Source organism: Nocardia vinacea, assembly GCF_035920345.1.
GTDB classification, from domain to species: Bacteria; Actinomycetota; Actinomycetes; order Mycobacteriales; family Mycobacteriaceae; genus Nocardia; species Nocardia vinacea_A.
On the sequence record NZ_CP109149.1, the window covers coordinates 5,255,466 to 5,274,956 of the forward strand.

General features: G+C 65.6%; 18 protein-coding genes and 1 pseudogene. 9 read left to right on the forward strand and 10 right to left on the reverse strand.

Annotation, left to right across the window (positions count from 1 at the left end; genetic code table 11):
- Window positions 1-188 precede the first annotated feature (188 nt).
- Window positions 189-908, reverse strand: a complete 720-nt coding sequence (locus OIE68_RS24045; RefSeq protein WP_327093378.1) for an alpha/beta hydrolase — start codon at window positions 906-908, stop codon at window positions 189-191.
- 156 nt (window positions 909-1,064) lie between these two features.
- Between OIE68_RS24045 and OIE68_RS24050 the strand changes: the two genes are divergently transcribed.
- The 3 genes and pseudogenes from OIE68_RS24050 to OIE68_RS24060 all read left to right on the forward strand — a co-directional run.
- Entirely contained in the window at window positions 1,065-1,484 is a 420-nt protein-coding gene (locus tag OIE68_RS24050) for a pyridoxamine 5'-phosphate oxidase family protein (protein WP_327093379.1), read from the forward strand.
- Between the two features lie 107 nt (window positions 1,485-1,591).
- On the forward strand, window positions 1,592-2,044 hold the full coding sequence (locus tag OIE68_RS24055; protein WP_327093380.1) for a VOC family protein: 453 nt from the start codon (window positions 1,592-1,594) through the stop codon (window positions 2,042-2,044).
- An 83-nt stretch (window positions 2,045-2,127) separates the two neighbouring features.
- Window positions 2,128-2,358: pseudogene (locus tag OIE68_RS24060) on the forward strand (Txe/YoeB family addiction module toxin); the annotation flags it as partial.
- An 80-nt stretch (window positions 2,359-2,438) separates the two neighbouring features.
- Here OIE68_RS24060 and OIE68_RS24065 read toward each other — a convergent pair.
- Entirely contained in the window at window positions 2,439-3,350 is a 912-nt protein-coding gene (locus OIE68_RS24065; protein ID WP_327093381.1) for an NAD-dependent epimerase/dehydratase family protein, read from the reverse strand.
- Between the two features lie 129 nt (window positions 3,351-3,479).
- On the opposite strand from OIE68_RS24065, the gene OIE68_RS24070 reads away from it, so the two are divergent.
- Both OIE68_RS24070 and OIE68_RS24075 read left to right on the forward strand, forming a co-directional pair.
- Complete coding sequence (locus tag OIE68_RS24070) at window positions 3,480-4,439, forward strand: GlxA family transcriptional regulator (protein ID WP_327093382.1); 960 nt, start codon at window positions 3,480-3,482, stop codon at window positions 4,437-4,439.
- A 347-nt stretch (window positions 4,440-4,786) separates the two neighbouring features.
- Window positions 4,787-5,056 (forward strand): hypothetical protein, encoded by a 270-nt coding sequence (locus OIE68_RS24075; protein WP_419150789.1) that lies wholly within the window; start codon window positions 4,787-4,789, stop codon window positions 5,054-5,056.
- A gap of 76 nt (window positions 5,057-5,132) precedes the next feature.
- Here OIE68_RS24075 and OIE68_RS24080 read toward each other — a convergent pair whose 3' ends face one another.
- From OIE68_RS24080 to OIE68_RS24105, 6 genes are all read right to left on the reverse strand, one after another.
- Window positions 5,133-5,960: a sirohydrochlorin chelatase gene (locus OIE68_RS24080; RefSeq protein WP_327093384.1), complete on the reverse strand. Its 828-nt coding sequence runs from the start codon at window positions 5,958-5,960 to the stop codon at window positions 5,133-5,135.
- On the reverse strand, window positions 5,957-7,198 hold the full coding sequence (locus OIE68_RS24085; protein WP_327093385.1) for a uroporphyrinogen-III synthase: 1,242 nt from the start codon (window positions 7,196-7,198) through the stop codon (window positions 5,957-5,959). The genes OIE68_RS24080 and OIE68_RS24085 overlap by 4 nt, the downstream gene beginning before the upstream one ends.
- A complete protein-coding gene (nirD, locus tag OIE68_RS24090; protein ID WP_327093386.1) occupies window positions 7,195-7,605 on the reverse strand; it encodes a nitrite reductase small subunit NirD in 411 nt (136 codons plus the stop codon). Before nirD ends, OIE68_RS24085 begins: the two co-directional genes overlap by 4 nt.
- A gap of 64 nt (window positions 7,606-7,669) precedes the next feature.
- On the reverse strand, window positions 7,670-10,219 hold the full coding sequence (gene nirB, locus OIE68_RS24095) for a nitrite reductase large subunit NirB (protein ID WP_327093387.1): 2,550 nt from the start codon (window positions 10,217-10,219) through the stop codon (window positions 7,670-7,672).
- A 26-nt stretch (window positions 10,220-10,245) separates the two neighbouring features.
- Window positions 10,246-11,709, reverse strand: coding sequence for a nitrate/nitrite transporter (locus OIE68_RS24100; RefSeq protein WP_327101776.1), 1,464 nt, complete (start codon window positions 11,707-11,709; stop codon window positions 10,246-10,248).
- A 250-nt stretch (window positions 11,710-11,959) separates the two neighbouring features.
- Window positions 11,960-13,219 (reverse strand): MFS transporter, encoded by a 1,260-nt coding sequence (locus tag OIE68_RS24105; RefSeq protein ID WP_327093388.1) that lies wholly within the window; start codon window positions 13,217-13,219, stop codon window positions 11,960-11,962.
- Window positions 13,220-13,283: 64 nt separating this feature from the next.
- Between OIE68_RS24105 and OIE68_RS24110 the strand changes: the two genes are divergently transcribed.
- The 4 genes from OIE68_RS24110 to OIE68_RS24125 all read left to right on the forward strand — a co-directional run bounded on the left by OIE68_RS24110 (window position 13,284) and on the right by OIE68_RS24125 (window position 17,347).
- The gene (locus OIE68_RS24110) at window positions 13,284-13,955 is read left to right on the forward strand and encodes a FadR/GntR family transcriptional regulator (protein ID WP_327093389.1); all 672 of its coding nucleotides are present in this window, start codon (window positions 13,284-13,286) and stop codon (window positions 13,953-13,955) included.
- Window positions 13,956-14,144: 189 nt separating this feature from the next.
- Complete coding sequence (locus OIE68_RS24115; RefSeq protein WP_327093390.1) at window positions 14,145-15,629, forward strand: MFS transporter; 1,485 nt, start codon at window positions 14,145-14,147, stop codon at window positions 15,627-15,629.
- A gap of 253 nt (window positions 15,630-15,882) precedes the next feature.
- Window positions 15,883-16,422 (forward strand): GNAT family N-acetyltransferase, encoded by a 540-nt coding sequence (locus OIE68_RS24120; protein ID WP_327093391.1) that lies wholly within the window; start codon window positions 15,883-15,885, stop codon window positions 16,420-16,422.
- 67 nt (window positions 16,423-16,489) lie between these two features.
- Entirely contained in the window at window positions 16,490-17,347 is an 858-nt protein-coding gene (locus OIE68_RS24125; protein WP_327093392.1) for a hypothetical protein, read from the forward strand.
- Window positions 17,348-17,361: 14 nt separating this feature from the next.
- Here OIE68_RS24125 and OIE68_RS24130 read toward each other — a convergent pair whose 3' ends face one another.
- Window positions 17,362-18,468 (reverse strand): SCO2521 family protein, encoded by a 1,107-nt coding sequence (locus OIE68_RS24130; protein WP_327093393.1) that lies wholly within the window; start codon window positions 18,466-18,468, stop codon window positions 17,362-17,364.
- 1 nt (window position 18,469) lies between these two features.
- Window positions 18,470-19,486 carry an SCO2522 family protein gene (locus OIE68_RS24135; protein ID WP_040694812.1) on the reverse strand — a complete coding sequence of 339 codons (1,017 nt, stop codon included), beginning with the start codon at window positions 19,484-19,486 and terminating at the stop codon, window positions 18,470-18,472.
- Window positions 19,487-19,491: the final 5 nt, after the last annotated feature.

Here is a 19,491-nt window from a genome sequence, read left to right on the forward strand (position 1 = left end):
CCAGCCGGACCAGCGGAAGGTACACCTCGTGGGCGATTTCGATGGACACCTCCGCGGGTGCGGTGGGTACCGTGCGCAGCACGAATTCGTTGCGCAACAAGATGATTGCCACGGTGGCGACCCGTGGATACAGGGTCTCCGATGCGGCCTCGAACCGCCGACCGGCGGTGGATCGACCGGCCGGTAGCTCAGTCGGCCGCGATCTCCAGTAACGCGTCGGCCACCGACTGTGGCTCGGTGATCATCAGGTCGTGCCCGGTGTCGATGTCCCACAGGCGCCCCGATGCCCGGGCATTCTCGACCAGCACCGGGTCACGAGTGGCCAGCGTCGAGGTGCAGATGATGTGGTACTGCGGCAGCGCCCACAGGGCGTCCTCGTTACCCAGATCGAGTTTGTCCTCGAAGCACCGCCACGGGTGAGCGGTGAGCCGCGCCTGCATCCACGCCAGGTCCGTAGCATCCGTGACGCCATAGAAAAGGCCTGCGTTCTCGGTCGGGAGCAGGACCAACTCGACCCCGTCGACGGTCTCACCGAGCGGCCGGGTCGCCTCGATGATCGGGCCTGCGACATCGACAAGGGACTGGCCGTCGACCGGATTGGCGGCATCCAGATATACGAGCCGGCCGACCCGCTCGACGGCACGGTCCGCGGCACCGGTGATAACCATGCCGCCGTAGCTGTGGCCGACGAGGATCACGTCCCGCAGATCCTCGTAGTGCAACAGCGACGCCACATCCTGAATATGAGTGTCCAAACCGATACCCGCGAGGCGCAGATGCGCCCGCTCGGCCAGCCCTGACAGAGTCGGCGCGTACACCTCATGGCCCGCCCCGCGCAGCAGCCGTGCCACCTGCCGATAGCACCACCCGCCGTGCCCACCACCATGTACCAGCACAAATGTAGCCATCGCAGCTCCTGGAAATCTAATTCTCAATTGCGAGAGTGTTGTATCAAGTAATCGGATTATCCGAGTTGCGCTGCGATCGAACAACGGACGGTAGACGCCGGTTTCGCCGACCCCGCCAGGTATACTCGAACATAAGTTCGAATCGAGAGGTTCTGGATGCGGGCGTTACGTCGAGCCGAGATTGCCGGGTTACTGGCCAGCGATATCGTCGCGCACCTGGCCACGATCGACGCGGCCGGATATCCGCATGTCACACCGATATGGTTTCTGTGGGATCAGCAGGCCTTTCGGCTGACCAGTTGGGCGGGGCGGCCGCATTTGCGGCGGATTCTGGCGAACCCGCGGGTCGGGTTGGTAATCGATCGGGAGGTGGTGGGTTCGCGGGACGGCGGGCAACGGCCGAATCGACAGGTGCGGGTGATCGGGGATGCCGAACTGACCATTGATGCGGATGGTGTGTGGACCCAGCGCATCTGGGAGAAGTACGGCAGTGGGCCGGTGCTGGGCGAGGTGGAGCGTGCGCGGATGCTGATCACGATTACCCCCGATCGCTTCGTCGCCATCGCGAGCGTCTGACCTGCGCGAAAATCTCTTCAGAAAATTTCGCGGAGATATGTCGAAGGCGTCGGAACGGCTCCGACCAAAGGGTGACAGTAGGTCACAACCAACCCAAGGAGCCCACCATGTCGGTCAACACGTTCTTCTGGTTCGACAGCGACGCCGAAGAAGCCGCCACCCGCTACACCGCGCTGATCCCCAACTCCCGCATCGTCGAGGTCAATCGCCACCCCGATGGTTCGGTGTTCATCGTCTCGATCGAACTCGACGGTCACCCGTACACCCTGATGAACGGCGGTCCCGGACATCCGTTCACGGATGCCGCATCGATCCAGGTGGTCGTCGATACCCAGGCCGAGGTCGATCGCCTGTGGGACGCCCTGGTGGACGGTGGTGAACCCGGCCCCTGCGGCTGGCTGACCGACCGCTACGGCCTGTCCTGGCAGGTTGTCCCTGCGGCCCTGCTCACCCTCATGGACGGTGCGAACCCCACAAAGACCGGCGCGGTCGCCACGGCGCTGCGGTCCATGACCAAGCTGGATATCAAGGTGCTGCAGGACGCGTACGACAACGCGTGAGACCCGGACACCCCGTCCGATAGCCGGGCACCCGAACCGAGGTGCCCGGCTAGGGTGCCCGGGTATGCGCAGCGCAAGGCTGGAAGTCCTACACGGACTGGCTGGCCACCAACCGGGCCGTGCTGAAAGGCGCGAACAAAATTACCGACGCCACACTCCGCGACCCGTTCGAGGGGATCGGCAAACCCGAGCCGCTACGCCACCACCTTGCTGGGCACTGGTCACGGCGCATCACCCACGAGCATCGGTTGATCTACTACGTGACAGACACTGAAATCGTTGTGGTACAAGTCGGTTCACACTACGAAGACTGACGAGTAACCAACTGGGCCCCGAAGCCCGTGAATTCAACGCCCTCCGGGATGTCGCCGCCGACCGCCGTCGTATGGCCTGATCAGGATGCCGAAACGACCTCCGCGAAGACATCGTCGAGGTTGCTCGCGGTGAGTCCGAAGGTCTCCCGGGTGGTGGTGTCGTCGACGGTGAACTCGCGATGCGACATGTGGTAGGTCTCGAACAATTCGGCCCAGAACGGGTCGGTGTGGCCGAGGAGGGTCAGTTCGCGGTCCGTCATCACCTCGAGCCGCGGCTTCGGGGCATCCGCTGTTGCGGCGAAGCGCTCGGCGGCCGCACGCAGGGTGCTGGTAATGGTCGGCGCGAGCCAGGCCTGCCCCCAAGCGCTTTCGCTGCGCGCGACCGCGACGAGTGCGGCGGCCGCGTCACCGATCGCGGTGTAGGAGTGCGGCAGATCCAGGTCCTGCGGTACCAGAGCGAGTTGGCCCGCAATCACTTTCGGCTGCACCAGCAGCGAGAACAGCGATACCGCACCGCGGCCGAGGAATTGGCCCGCCCTGACCTCGGTGACCCGCACCCGGCCCGCATCGTGCGCCGCCTTGGCGTCGAGCCACATCCGCGCGCGCACCCGGCCCTTGGCTCCGGTGGCCGCCAGGGGTGTGTCGTCGGTGACCACACCGTCCACCGGGCCGTAGCCGTAAAGGTTGCCGAGCATTACGTAGTTCGCACCGGATTGCTCCGCGGCCGACAGTATGGCCCCGAACAGTGGCGGTACCGCCTCCGGCCAGGTGTGATACGCGGGCATCGCGGTATTGAATACGGCGTCCGCGCCCTTGACGAGATCGGTGAGCGCGGTCGCGTCCACGGCATCGGTTGCGATTAGCTCGATATCGGGATGCTGCGGGCCGGTCCCACTGCGGCTGATCATCCGCACCTGATCGCCGGATTCGGCCAACCGGACCGCGGTTGCCGAGGCGGTGGCGCCCCGGCCGATGATGACATGCGAAGGCATGCGACTTCCCTTCTGAGGCAAGATCATTCACGCAACCAAGGCGATTTGCCGATCGCGTGCCATCAACATTGCCGGGCGCGGGAGCGCTAGACTAGTGGCCGGTCAGCCATCTATCCCAAGGATCCAGCCATGAAGACCGTTGCCGTTGTCGCCGTCGCGCCGGTGAAGCCCTTCGAACTCGCCATGCCCGGAACCATGCTCGGCACGGTGATGGTGGACGGTGAGCCGTGTTACCGGATGGTGGTGTGCACCGCCGAACCCGGCGTTGTTCCCGGCGCACTGGGCGGCTTCGATGTCGTGGTGCCGCGCGGACTGGATGCGCTCGACGAGGCGGATACCGTCATCGTGCCGAGTACCGGCAGTCGCGGCACCGCCGATGCGGCCACCATTGCGGCACTGCGCAGGGCCGTCGACCAAGGCAAACGTGTCACTTCGATCTGTAGTGGCGCATTCGTATTGGCTCAGGCCGGGTTGTTGTCCGGCCGCACCGCGACCACGCACTGGGGACTGGCCGACGAACTCGCCGCGATGTTCCCGGAGGTTACGGTGCGCACCGATGCCCTGTTCATAGAGGACGGACCGGTGACCACCGCCGCCGGTGCCGCCGCCGGAATCGACCTGTGCCTGCACCTGATTCGCACCGACTACGGTGCGACGGTCGCCAATGCCGCCGCCCGCGCCGCTGTGGTGACACCGGTACGCCCCGGCGGCCAAGCCCAATTCGTCGACTCGCCACTGCCCCCCGAGAACGGCCTCACCCTCTCGGCCACCCGTACCTGGGCCCTGGAACGCCTAGACACTCCCCTGTCCCTGGACGATCTGGCCACCCACGCCCGCACCAGCGTGCGCACCCTCACCCGCCGCTTCCACGAGGAAACCGGCCTCAGCCCCCAGAAATGGCTACTGCACCAACGCATTCAGCGCGCCCGCGAACTCCTCGAATCCACCACTTTGCCCATGGACCAGGTAGCCCGCCACAGCGGCATCGGCTCCGCGGAATCCCTGCGCCAACACATGATCCGCCACGTAGGCCTCCCCCCGAGCGCCTACCGCGCCTCCTTCACCCGCACCCCGCGCCGATCCGCATGAGCGAACCCGACGCGGCTATGCCTGATTGACAGTCAGCTCCGGCACGACAGAGCGAAACCCGGTGTCCTGACTCACCACCGGCCATCCGTGTGCGATCGCAGTTGCCCGGCAGATTGCCTGGCCCGGAAAGCCGCTGAACAGCGCTGGGCTCAGCCGAATCCGGCCGATGCGGTCCTGCCTTGATACACCAACCGCCGCCGAGCGCCGGTGTCATGGATGGTCGGTAGAGTGAGCTCGACCGCTATCCAGGCTGTACCAGGAGGCATTCGGTGAATGCGAAATCGTTCGTGAACGGGTTCAACTCGGTGACGCTGACCTTGACGAATGCGCCCTTGGTTGGGTCGCTCATGCGCAAGAGCTTCGTCGAGATCAGTTACGTGGGCCGCCGTTCCGGCAAAACCTTCAGCACGCCCGTGAACTACCGCCGTTCCGGCGATTCGATCGTCATCGGAGTTGCATTCCCGGATCGAAAGAGTTGGTGGCGCAACTTCACCGATGAAGGCGGCCCGATCACGCTGCACCTCGAGGGCGGCGACCGGCGTGGTCACGCGCTCGCAAGTCGTGACGAGCGCGGGCGGGTCACGGTGCGTGTTCGCCTGGACGATTCGATCCAGTGACATCGTCCGGAACCAGCCGACGAGTACCAGTCCCGGTGACAGCGAATATCAGCGCTCGTACTGCGTCGCCTATGCGCTACGCCCCGCTGACTTCCGCAGGGAATGTATTGGCCCGCATCAGTTCTCGGGCGGCAGCACGGTAGCGGTCGGCGATCAGGCGGACCACGGCGGGGTGAACGCCGATGGGTTCCGCAACACCATCAGCTCCTGCCTCGTGCAGGCGCTGCTGGAACAGGCCATGCGCCAGCAGATACGAGGCGATGAAGACGCGCCGCGCACCCGACTCGCGAAGTTCGGCAACGACTTCCGGTACGCGCGGGACTCCGGTGGCGACGTAGCCGATGCGGACCGGGACATCCAGATGTTCGGCCAGCATGCCCGCCGCGCGCCGAACATCCTGGCGCGCACGGGCATCCGATGATCCGGCCGCCGCGAAGACCACCGCGTCACCCGGACGCCAGCCGGCAGCGCGCAGTCGCATGGCCATAATGCGGGCCATTGCCGGATCCGGTCCCATCGCCGGTGTCACCGCGACCTCGGGATGACCACTCTCGGCCACCTCCCGCGGCACATCCTGATACACGTGGTATCCGGAGGCGAGAAAGGCCGGAACCACGACGGCGGGAACGGATTCCCCTTGGGCGTCGGTCAGATCGCGCAGAACCTCGGACGGCGACGGACCGAGCACGTCCACGAAAGCGGTACGTACCCAGGGCTTCTCGGCCGCCTCTGGCCCGCGAGCGACGGCGCGATGTTCACAAACCGGAGCCACGGAGGTATCGGCTTCGCCGGCTGCCATCCCTCCGAGCTCTCGTGTCACCGCCTCGGCGAGCGCGGCGATCATCTGCACACCCCTGGTACTCCTGGTGCCGTGTGCGACCAGGACCAGGGCCGGAGCCGTCACCAGCTCCCCGCAGGCTGTGCGTACCTCGGCGCGCGGGCCGGGGTGCCGATGCCCGCTACCGGCGCACGGCCGTTAGCGACGGTGCGCGGAAAGTCATCGGCGCAATCCGCGGCGTCCAGCGCCAGTCGGTAGCCCCGCTTGACCACGGTCTGAATGGCTTTCGGCGTGCCGAGCCCGGCGCGCAGCCGCGCGATCGCGGTCTCCACGGCATGGGTGTCGTCACCGCCGCCGGGCAGCGCGGCAAGCAGATCCTCCCGGGAAACTACCCGGCCGGGCTGCCGCGCCAGCGAGCGCATCAGTGCCATCGGCGCTGGCGCGAGCTGACGCACCGAACCGTCGACCACCACACACGCCCCGCGCACGCTGATGGTGTGTCCGGCGGCCTGAATTCGATTGGCGCGCCGCGGCAATTCCTCGGCTACGTGCCGGGCGAGCGCACCGAGGCGCGCGCGTCCCGGCATCGAAGTCGCCACACCCAGCTCCTCCAGCGGAGCCGCGGTGATCGGTCCGACGCAGGCGGGCAGCACCCGTCCGCGCAGCGCGTGCAGCACGCCCTCCAGCAGTCCGGTTTCCTTGGCGCGCATCAACATCGACGCCACGGCGGGCGCGCTGGTGAAGGTCACGCAGTCCAGGCTGGAGGTGATGATGGCCTCGATCAGGTTGTCCATCGGACCCTGATCGTCCGGCGGCACCCAGCGATACACCGGCACCGCGACGACATCCGCACCGGCACAACGCAATACCTCACAGAAGTCGGGTACCGGCTCCCATTCGGTTGTCGCGCCGTGCAATTGGACCGCGATCCGCACACCCTCCACGCCCTCGGCGAGCAGGTGGTCGAGCACCTCGGCGGAAGATTCCGACGCGGGAGACCATTCCTCGCGGAGTTCGGCGGCGCGGATCGCGCCCTTGGCCTTCGGCCCACGCGCCAGCATCCTGGTGGACGACAGCGTCAGCCGCAGATCCTCGGCAATACCCCAGCCCTCGGCCGCTTCCATCCAGCCGCGAAATCCGATGCCGGTGGTAGCCACCACGATCTGCGGCGGATCGGCCACGAGATCGCGGGTAACCCGCTCCAGTTCGGTGTCGTCGGCCAGCGGAATGATGCGGATGGCAGGAGCGGCGACGATACCGGCGCCCCGTCGGGTGAGCAGCGTGGCGAACTCATCGGCCCGCCTGGCGGCCGTGACGCCGACCGTGAAACCGGCCAGACAGGCGCCCGTATCGATTGTTGTCATGCCGATCCACCATCCGTGGCGACGAGACCGGCATCGACCGGCTCATTGGAAACCGAAACGATGCCGTCCTCGACGCGCACCGCGTATACCGGCAGCGTCGCCGAATCGTCGTCCAGGCAGCGCCCGTCCAGGAGCGAGAATGCCTGCTTCAGCAGCGGCGAGGCCACGACCGGAATACCGGCGCGGTCACCGACGATCCCGCGCGACATCACTGCCGCCCGGCCGATCGGATCGATATTGCCGACGGCGGCGAGGGTCCCATCGGTCATCAGGAAGAGAGCGGCCTGTCGGCCACCCTTCAGCAACACCGCGACGCCGCGGCCGGGAATCAGGTAGTCGAGTCGGCACGCCTGCGTCCAACCCGTGGTGGTAGCTGTGGCAATGCCGGGGGTATCCATCACGGTCATCGGTGTCATCCTCCAAACGCCTTACCCATTGGTACAGGCGCCCTGTTTCTTCGGGGTTAAGCGGCTATTGCCCGCGTGTGGCGACCGGGATTTCCGGCATGCCGAGCAACACAGGGACCTTCCGCTCCCCGGTCGCATCGAACGAAATGGTCGGATCGGCCTCTTCGGGGGCATTGACAAAGGACACGAAGCGCGACAGCTTCTCCTCGTCGTCGAGCACCGCGGCCCATTCGTCGCGATAGCCAGCGACATGCTGGGCCATGGCCGCCTCCAGATCGTCGGCGATGCCGAGGCTGTCCTCGCAGATGACCTGCTTGAGATAGTCGATACCGCCCTCGAGCGCCTCCTGCCACGGCGCGGTGCGCTGCAACCGGTCGGCGGTGCGGACGTAGAACATCAGGTACCGGTCGATGTACTTGATCAGCGTCTCGTCGTCCAGATCACCAGCGAGAAGCACCGCATGCTTCGGGGTCAGACCGCCGTTGCCGCCGACATACAGGTTCCAGCCGTGCTCGGTCGCGATGACACCGACGTCCTTGCCGCGGGCCTCTGCGCATTCCCTGGCGCAGCCCGAGACGGCCAGCTTCAGCTTGTGCGGCGACCGCAATCCGCGGTAGCGCTTCTCCAGCAACACGGCCATACCGACCGAATCCTGCTGACCGTAGCGGCACCAGGTGGAGCCGACGCAGCTCTTCACGGTGCGCAGCGACTTGCCGTACGCGTGCCCGGATTCCATGCCGACATCGACAAGGCGCTTCCAGATCAGCGGCAGCTGTTCGACACGTGCGCCGAACAGGTCGATCCGCTGACCGCCGGTGACCTTGACGTACAGGTCGAATTCCTTGGCGATCTGGCCGATGGTGATCAGCTGATCCGGGGTGACCTCGCCGCCGGGCATCCGCGGCACCACCGAGTAGGTGCCGTTCTTCTGCAAATTCGCCAGGAAGTGGTCGTTGGTGTCCTGCAGCGCGGCCTGTTCACCGTCGAGGATGTGATCGCTCGAGGTCGAGGCCAGGATGGAGGCGACCGTCGGCTTGCAGATATCGCAGCCGGAGCCCTTACCGTGCTTGGCGATCAGGCCGGAGAAGGTGCGGATGCCGGTGACCTGGACGATCTGGAACAGCTCGGCGCGCGACTGCGAGAAGTGCTCGCACAGCGCCTTGGACATCTCGACGCCGGACTGCTCCAGCAGCTTCTTGAGCATGGGAACACAACCGCCGCAAGAGGTTCCGGCGGACGTGCACTTCTTGATGCCCGGGATATCGCAGGCGCCCTCTTCGATGGCCCCGCAGATCGCACCCTTGGACACGTTGTTGCAGGAGCAGATCTGGGCATCGTCGGGCAGTGCGTCGGCACCGAGTTCGGCACCGGCGGGCGAGATCAGCGTGGCCGGTTCGGCGGGCAGCGGACGCCCGACCAGCGGACGCAGCGCCGAGTACGCGGTCGCGTCGCCGACCAGGATGCCGCCCAACAGGATCTGCGCGTCATCGGAGACAACGAGTTTCGCGTAGGTGCCCTTGGCGGCGTCGTGCAGTACAACCGATAGCGCGCCCTCGGTGGTGCCGTGCGCATCACCGAAGCTGGCGACATCGACGCCGAGCAGCTTCAGCTTGGTCGACATATCCGCACCGGGGAATTCGCCCGCACCACCGAGCAATCGGTCCGCGACGATCTCGGCGGTGGTGTAGCCGGGGGCGACCAGGCCGTAGCAAACACCTTCCACCGCGGCACATTCGCCGATGGCATAGATATTCGGATCCGAGGTCTGCAGACCGAGATCGGTAACGATGCCGCCGCGCGGGCCGACCTCGATGCCGCTGTCGCGGGCGATCTGGTCGCGCGGGCGGACACCGGCGGAGAAGACCACGAGTCCGGCGTCGATCACCGTGTCATCGGAGAGCGTAACCTTCAGGCGCTCAGCCGATTCCGCGTCCGTGATGGTCTCGATCGATGCGGTCCCGACACCGGTGTGCACCTGCAGCCCGAGATCGGTGACCAGCTTCTCCAGGATGGCGCCACCACCCTCGTCGACCTGAGCGGGCATCAGACGGGGGTTGAACTCCACGACATGCGGCGTCATGCCGAGCAGGCGCAGCGCGTTGGCCGCTTCCAGGCCCAGCAGACCACCACCGACGACCACACCGGCCGCACCGGGGCCTGCCGCGGCAGCGGCCGCACGGATGCCGTCGAGGTCATCGATGGTCCGGTAGACGAAGCACTCCGACAGATCGTGACCGGGCACCGGCGGCACGAACGGGTACGAACCGGTCGCCAGCACCAGCGCGTCGTAGGCGATGGTGTCGCCCGCCGAGGTGGTGACCTTGCGTGCCTCGCGGTCGATGGACTGCGCGGACTGGCCCAGCCGCAGCTCGACCAGCGCGTCACCGGCGTATTCGTTACCGGGCAGCGCCAAAGCGGTGGGATCCCAGTTGCCGACGTACGACGAAAGTCCGACTCGGTCGTAGGCGGGCAGCTGCTCCTCGCTGAGGATGACGACCTGCCACTGGCCTGCCTCGTCCCGGGACCGCAGCGCCTCCACGAACCGGTGCCCGACCATGCCGTGGCCGACGACCACGACGGTCTTGCGCTGGGTGGGGTCGACTGTCGAGTTCATGACTGTCCTCCGTTGATGGTTCGGCGTCAGGCTCGGGCCGACGTACTGGTGGACTGGGACGGGTTGCCTGCTTCGGCTTCGAGGACGAGCGCCTCGGCCTGCGTGACGATCTCGGAGTCGACGACGCCGCTCGGCCGGCGCAGGAACACCAGCCAGGTCACCGCGGCGCAGGCCACATAGAAGGCCATGAAGACCCAGAAGGCGGTGGTCGCCGATTTGGTCGAGGCGTAGGAGGAGCGCAGTACCAGGTTGATCGCGACACCGCCGAGCGCACCGATGGCGCCGACGAAACCGATGAGCGCACCGGAAGTGTTCTGCGACCAGGCGGCCTGGGCGGACGGACTCGAGTCCAGGCTCTTGGATTTGGCGTCGAAGACCGACGGGATGATCTTGGTGACGGCTCCGTTGCCGATACCCGACACCACGAACAACGCGATGAATCCGGCGACCAGCGCGACCATCGCCGAACCGCTCGGCACGCCGCCGCTGCGGTCACCCGCGGTGCTCGCCACGCCGACCAGCACCGCGGCCGCGGTCATCGCGGCGAAGGTGTAGAAGGTGACCCGGCTGCCGCCGATCCGGTCGGCCAGCTTGCCGCCGTACGGCCGGGCCAGCGAACCGAGCAGCGGGCCGATGAAGGCGATCTGCGCGGCATGCAGTGCGGCCTGCGCGACGGTGTCGCCACCGGCCTTGAAGCTGATCTGCAGCACCTGACCGAAGGCGAAGCTGTAGCCGATGAACGAACCGAAGGTGCCGATGTAGAGGAAGGCGATCGCCCAGGACTGCGGCACCTTGAGGGCCGTGATCATGTAGGAGAGATCGGCCTTCTGGTTCTTCAGGTTGTCCATGAACAGCGCGGCGCCGACACCGGCCAGCGCGACGAGCACGAGGTAGATCGCGCAGATCAGCGAGGCGTAGCCATTGCCGAGGGTGGCGATGACGAGCAGACCGACGAGCTGGATGACGGGCACGCCGATATTTCCGCCGCCCGCGTTCAGCCCGAGCGCCCAACCCTTCAGCCGCTGCGGGTAGAAGGCATTGATATTGGTCATCGAGGAGGCGAAGTTGCCGCCACCGAATCCGGCGAATGCGGCCACGACCAGGAAGGTTGTGTACGAGGTGCCCGGCTGATTGATGAAGTACAGCGTGAGCAGCGTCGGAATGAGCAGCAGTGTCGCACTGAAGATGGTCCAGTTGCGACCGCCGAAGCGCGCAGTGGCCACGGTATACGGAATGCGCAGAAACGCACCGACCAGCGTCGGCATGGCGACCAGGAAGAACTTGCCCGCCGGATCGATGCCGAACTTATCGGTGGGCATGAACAGCACCATGACCGACCAGATGGACCACACCGAGAACCCGACGTGCTCGGCGAAGACCGACCAGATCAGATTCCGCTTGGCGACGTCTTTGCCACCGGCCTCCCAGGCCGCGACATCCTCGGCATCCCAATGCTCGATGTTGTGGTTACGCGTCAGCGTGCTCAACAGGGGCCTCCCAAAATCGGTTAGCCCCACGGTAGGAAACGGGTATTGCCGAAATGCTGCCCCAAATGACCGTCAAATCAACGGTTGCTCACGATTCCCCGGAAAGCCGGGTGAGCTTCAACGAAATGTTTCGCGCATGTGACACACCGGTTTCCACACGTCACAAACAGCCGATCTTCGAATTACCGGCCGGTGAGGTGTGACGCGGACAGCATGCTCGACGTCACACCACCTCGCAACTCGAACGGCGCGATCAATTCCAGGTGTCTTCGAGCATGCGCGGCTTGCAGGCCTGCCATGCACCGGTGAGCAGCACCAGCACCGCGATGACGAGCATCGCGAACGGTGCGGCCCAGCCCTCGGTCGCGCTGTGCAACATGCCGAACAGCACCGGACCGACGCAGGCCACCGCATATCCGACGCCCTGGGTGAAGCCCGACAGCGCGGCCGAACCCTGCGGGGTCCTGGTGCGCATATTGATCAGCGTCAGTGCCATCGGGAAGGTGCTCGGGCCGAGGCCCAACAGCACGACCCACAGCAACGGCACAGTCATCGGTGCGATCAGCAGTCCGACGAATGCGGTGAAAAAGAAGACGGCACAACCCACTACGAACGGGAACGGATTGCGGAACCGCGCGACCACCGTCGGTGCGGTGAACGCCGACACCAGCCCGACCAGCGCGAACACACCGACCATGGTTCCGCCGAACCCGGCACTCGCGCCCGCCTCGGACAGGATCTTGGGCAGCCAGGTGAACATGGCGTAGGTGGTCAGCGAGGTCATACCGAACATGCCCGCCATCCCCCAGGCCACCGGCGAACGCCAGACCTTGCCCTTGGGCTCCTCGGTCCGCGACGGCAGCGCTGTGCTGTCGACCCGATCGTGACCGCGGCGATCGCGCAGCACACCGAGCCACGGCAGCGCGGCCGCGAAGCCGAGAATCGCCCACAGCCCCAGGGAGATACGCCAGCCGTGCGCGTCGGCAACCGGCACCGCGATCAGCGCGGGCACCACGGTGCCGAGCTGGACCATGGTGATGTACAGCGAGCTGACCACCGCGAGACGATCCGGGAAATATCGCTTGACCAGCGGCGGAATCACCACGTTGCCGATACCCATACCGCCGAGGGCCAGCGCGGAGAAGATCAGCAGTTCGGCGGTGCCGCCGACCACCGCGCGGATCAGCAAGCCGAGTCCGGCCATCAGCATCGCGACGAGTGCGGTGCGCTCGAGCCCGATCCGGCGCACGAAAACCGGGGTGAGCAGACCCGAAACCGCGAACATCAGGGTCGGGATCATGCCGAAGACGCCGACGACGGCCGTCGAGTAACCGATATCGGCGCCGATGCGCTCGGCCAGCGGCGAGAATGCGGTGACGGCGACCCGGAGGGTGAGCGCGGACATCACAATGGCGGCGAGGACGAGCAGTCGGCCTTCCGTCAGTGCACGTTTGCGCCGCTCGACCCGGGCGTATTCCGGGCGAGTCGTGGTTTCCGGGAGAGTTGCAGTCACCGCGAAATCATAGGATGACCACATGATAGGAGGCAAGATTTGTGATGGGCGGTACTCTGATGCCGTGCAACCCGTCCGGCGGACCAGCCTCATTGCCCAGGTAACCGAGCAGCTGCGTGCCGAAATTCGTTCCGGCCGTTGGTCTATCGGCTCCCGAATCCCCACCGAACCGGAGCTCACCGAGCTCACCGGAACCGGGCGGAATACGGTACGCGAGGCAGTGCAGGCGCTGGTCCATGCCGGGATGCTGGAGCGTCGCCAAGGCTCGGGCACCTATGTCATCGCGGCCTCGGAGGTCGGTGGCACCCTCGCGAAGTACTTCGCCGACGCGGAGGAACGCGATGTACTGGAGCTGCGCATGGCCGTGGACACCAATGCCGCGGCCTTGGCCGCGCGCCGTCGCGACGAGACCGATATCGCGAATCTGCGCCGGCTACTGGAGGAACGCAGCCAGCAGCACTGGGATGAACAGAATCTCGCGGCCATCGAGGCCGATGTGGAACTGCACCGCGCGATCGTCGTCGCCAGCCATAACGCGGTATATCTGGAGTTCTACGATTCGCTGCTGCCGATTATCGAACAGGTGATCCGGGCGCGAAGCGCGAAATCCGACGATGCCTACGATGCGGAGCACAATGAATTGGTGCAGGCCGTTATCGATGGCGATCCGGATCGAGCGGCGCAGGCCGCGCGGTGCTTCCTCGCATCGCTGATCGCCGAATATCCGGACCGCTAGACTTCTGGTCAACCGACCGAAAACCCCGCCGCTCGACAAGGTAACCAATAGGTCACCGACCCGCTCGGCGCCGTGTGAGTCGGATTTGGCTGGAACGTCACTCAGCGCCATTCACACGCAACAACCGACTCTTACCTTTGTCTCGACCGCAGCTCGGCGAACCCACCGAGCCAGATCGAGAGGAAGCCGATGACTGCCGCAGTAGCTGCCACCGGCCAGCAGTCGGACACCCCAGTATTCACGCATCAGAAAAAGGGGCGCTGGCTGGATCACTGGGAGCCGGACAACACCGAATTCTGGGAATCGGATGGCAAACTCACCGCCCGCAAGAACCTGATCTTCTCCGTCTTCGCCGAGAATCTCGGCTTCAGCGTCTGGGTCATCTGGGGCACCGTGGTGACCAGCATGGGCCTGGCGGGCTTCGACTTCCTGGCCGGACTCGGCAAGGGCAACCCGACCGCGGTGAGCAATGCCCTGCTGCTGACCTCGACCCCGACGCTTGTCGGTGCGGCACTGCGCATTCCGTACACCTTCGCCATCCCTAAATTCGGCGGGCGAGCGTTCACGGCATTCAGCGCGGCCATGCTGCTCATCCCGACGCTGGGCCTCGCCTACTTCGTGAACCAGCCCGGCACCCCCATGTGGGTGTTCATGGTGCTTGCCGCACTGGCCGGTTTCGGCGGCGGTAACTTCTCGTCTTCGATGGCCAATATCTCGTTCTTCTTCCCGGAGGGGAAGAAGGGTGCGGCCCTCGGAATCAACGCCGCGGGTGGCAATCTCGGTGTGGCGCAGACCCAGTTGGTGCTGCCACTGCTGATCACCCTCGGCACGCACATCATGGCCAAGGACGCGGCGGGCTACCGCTTCGGTATCACGCTGTCGGTGCTGGTCTGGGTGCCGTTCATCCTGATCGCCATGTTCGGCGCACTGCGATACATGGACAGCATCAGCACGGCCAAGGCCGACGGCAAGTCCTACAAGCTGGCGCTGACCAATAAGCACACCTGGGTCATGTCGTTCCTCTACATCGGCACCTTCGGTTCGTTCATCGGCTTCTCCTTCGCCTTCCCGACGCTGATCAAGGCCAACTTCCCGGATCTGGCCAAGATCGGCTGGATCACCACCCTCGGTAATCTCGCCTTCCTCGGCGCGCTGGTCGGCTCGTTCAGCCGTCCGTTCGGCGGCTGGATCTCCGATAAGGTCGGCGGCGCCAAGATGACCATCTTCGTCTTCGGCGGTATGTCGATCGCATGCGTGCTGATCATGGCCGGCTTGCAGGCCAAGAGCTTCCCGCTCTACCTGATCGCCTTCCTGGTGCTGTTCGTGCTGACCGGTATCGGCAACGGCTCGACCTACCGGATGATCCCGTCCATCTTCAGCGCCGAAGCCAAGAAGTACGCATCCGAACACGGACTCGACCTCACCGACGCCGCCGCCTCGGCCAAGCGCCAAGCAGGTGCCGCGATCGGTGTAATCGGCGCGATCGGCGCCTCCGGCGGCTACCTGCTCCAGCAGGCACTTCGCCTGTCCAACATCAACTTCCACAGTATGAACCCGGCCTTCTGGGCCTACGCCGGTGCCTTCCTGGTCATGGCCGCGGTCACCTGGTTCTTCTACCTGCGCTCCTCGTTCGCCGTGGCCCGCGTCCCCTCACTGGCCTACGCCAACGTGTAACCACATCACCGCTAGACCCGAATGCCGCGCTGGACGAGGTCCCCAGCGCGGCATTCGGCCGTCCACGAGTCGAATCACATTGCTATGGTGGATATCACGCCGAATCAGTAGGCAGCACCAGGGGGCTCCGGCGAGATGGCACACATCCGCATCACCACCCGCGACTGAGCAGGGATCGCATTTGGCGGTCTCGGTCCGTCAACTGCGCCAGCACTTTACGCTGGAAAGCAGCCTCACACCGGGAGGGTGGGCATTGGATAATTCCGAGGGGGCGGGGGAACCGGTGTTCCGGACCGCACGATTGGCGGATCTCGACGATATCGCCGCGCTGGAGCGAGAACATTTCGGCGACCTGTGCTACCCGTATGTGACGCTGCGGCAACTGTTCGACCTGCACGGACCCGATTGGGTGGTGGCCGAAATCGGCGGCAGAGTGCGCGGCTACGCACTCGTCGGCGTCGGTACCCGCCGCCGCGGCTGGGTGATGGGTCTCGCGGTCGCGCCCAACTACCGCAATCGGGGCCTCGGCCGCGCGCTGCTGGACCGGGCAGTCACGAGTTGCCGGACCGCACAGGCGGATTCGGTATACCTCACAGTGCGACCGACCGATCAGCGCACGGTCAAGCTGTACAAGAACGCGGGATTCCGTTGGGCCGGATACGAACAGCGCTACTTCGGCGCCGACGAACCCCGAGATGTGCTGGTACACCGCATCGATCACTGGCCTACTACCTCGCGGTTCCCCGGACCGAACGACAAGCGATGGCTCAAGGGCGGTCGCGCACCGGATTGATAGTCGAATCACGTTGGTATGGTGGGTATCACGTCGAATGTGACGGCTGCACCCGGGGGAACACACGATGACCGAATACGCGGGCCTATCCCAACTACCACCTGCCACCGCCGAGAAGGCGGTCAATTCGATGACCATGCTGATCGATCGACATGCCGACCGGTATGCCGGTGAGATCGCCGAATACTTCCAACAGGCCGGAGCCGGATCCGAACAGCGACTCCTCGACTCCTTCAACACCCACGTCGAGACATTGGAACTCGACTACGACCCGGTGAAGATTTCCCAGCCCGGCGACAGCCTGGTCTTCTCCCATATCTACACGGCGGCACAGGAACCCGCCGCGGACGGCGACGGACGACTGCCCGCCCTGACGGCGCTTCTCGCCGCCGAGGTCGAATTCCGCGGACCACGACGGCTGAGCCGCACCCAGAACACCCGGATCGCCGAAATCTATGAGCATCTCGGCCGCGCGCTGGTCGCCGCCGACCTGCCGCACCATGCCGTGCTGGCCTTCAAACGCGCGGTGGGACTGCACCGGGTCGAGGAGGACTTCGACGCACAGGACCGCTGCGGGCACGCCTTGGCGCAAGCTCGTTGCCGCGCCGTCGATCAGGTCTGGAAGCGGATCCCACACTGGACCCTCGAAGTGCTGTGCGGCTACGGTTTTCGGCCGTTCCGGCTGCTCGGCTGGATCGCCGCCGTACTGCTCATCGGCACCGTCGTGCTGTGGGCCACCGACGGCCAGCCGATCCCGACCGCGCTGCACATGTGCCTGATCAACTACCTGAATCCACTCGGCATCGGCGATCTCGAGGACATCAGGGGCGCCGGGCGGACACTCCTGATCGTCGAGGCCTACGCCGGACTCGTGCTCAATTCGCTGTTCTTCGCACTGCTGGTCCGGCGATGGTTCCGGATCTGATCGCACCCCGGAGGCTAATCCGCGCTGTAGTCCTCGGTGCCGATCCTGGTGTGCCGCACCGCATCCAGTGTCGCCACCAGCACCCGATTGTGCAGCTGATCGATCAATGCCCGCCGTCCCGCGGTGAAATCCGGATCGGTATTCAGCTGGGTCCACAGCCCGCGCAGCGCCGGCGGCGAATGCGCGCCGGGCACCCACAGATGTGCCAGGTGGTGCAGCACCGGGGCCAGCACCGCCACCGACTCCGCACTGCCCGGCGGGTACAGATCGGACTGCTCCAGCGCCGCGGCGGTGACCGACAGCAGCCAATCGTGCACCGCGAGATCCTCGCAGAACCGCTGTACATCAGCCAGTTCCGCCTCGGTGCGCACCGTGATCAACGCGGTGCGGACCGTATCGTTCTGCAACCGGAACCACACAACCGGCTGCGCCGGATCACCGATCCGCGCCGCCCAGCGCAGCCTGGTCGTCCCCGATTGCACCGGCGTGTGCTGATCGAGGCGGTGATCCATCCGAATGCGGCCGAGCAGCCGGTTGGCGATCGACGCGAGATCGAGGGTGGCCACCGGCGGCGGGCCCGCGGCCAGGAAGCCTTCGGCCAGCCGGGCGCCGGTTTCGGCGGTGACCTTGGTGATCACCTCGGACACCCCGACCTGGCTCAGGTAGTGGGACCACGTCCGGCGCTGATCGCCGGCGGCGCGCACGACTCTGGTCTGCGCCGAACTCTGCAGCACCCGTCCGCCGACCACGACCGCATGCGTTGCCACCGTGCCGATCGCCCGCACATCGGGATGCGAAGGAGCGGCCAACCGGCAATCCACACCCTCGGCGGTGGTCGGCGAAACCGCGAGCGACATCGGCCGCTCCCGCCACAGCATCGGACGGCCCGGCACCAGCTCGAGCAGTTCCTCGAGATCACCGCGTGGCAGCGGCGTCGCCGCGGGCAGCAGGCAGGTGTCCACCTCACCGAATACGATCAGGGGTCCGGCGGGTGTCCTGGTCTGTGCCGCACCAGCGCGCACCAGCAGCCGCACGGCTCGGCCACGACGCAGCTGCCTGAGATGCGGCGTCGAGCGGGCCGTGCGCATTCGGCGCGCGGCCGAATCGTTCGGTTCGTTCACGTCAGGATCCGTCCAGCAGGAAATGGGTGAGGCGTTCGGTCACCTTGCGCGATACGTCGATACCCTCCTCGTTGCCCCTGGCGACGATCTGATCCACTACTTCGTCGTCGAGTTGGATGTGATCGAGTATTACCCGCACCGCGTGCTCGATACCCAGATATCGCTGCGGCAGCAGCGAAAGTGACCGATATGCGGCAAAAGGTTTGGCCCGCGGATTCAGCTGGACCACCGCGGGCATCTCCCACCAACTGCTCGGCCATGGCATACCCGCCTCCCACGGCTGCGGCTCGACCACCGGCATACCGTCGAAGCGCAGCATGCCCAGTCGCAGCAACTGCCAGATGGAGGCCAGATACGGGCAGGACCATTTGGTGAAGACTTCCTTGCGCCCGTTCACCTTTCGGGTCTGTTTGCTCCACATTTCGACATCGAGGAAAATCGAATGCTCGCGCCGCCCGAACTCCTCGGCCGGTTCGTACGGCTCGTCGTGCATGGCCTGCTCCGAGGGATCATCGGAGGCGCGTCGGCCATTGCACAGCCAGCCGGATTCCGCGGTGGGCGGTCTGCGTCCGTTCGCGCCCTCGGGCGGTTCGGCCACGATGCGGGCGCGGACCAACTCGGCCAGTTCGATACGCGGCGCGCTCACCGCGCCGTATTCGGCGGCCGGAACTTCCCAGCAGCCCGCCTCGCGCGCCAAATAGTCGATGCTCAAACCACATTCGTCGGCATTGCGCAGCAACTTGTCGAGGATTTCGCCGGGATTGGTATCGGACCGGAAATAGTCGTCGACCAGAAAGCAGGTGCTCACCCTGGCGCGCGGACCGAATTCGATTTTCGCGGCCTCGGTGAATGCCGTGACCAGCGGCACGATCCGACGAAACTGCGTGCGAATCTTCTCCTCGCCATTGGCCAGATCGTGCATATAGAAATGTCCGACCTCGATCGAAACATGGGACAGCGGCACCTTGGCGACGCGCGGGTGCTCGGTGGCCTCGCTGTAGCCTGCGGCATGCTCCATGTGCT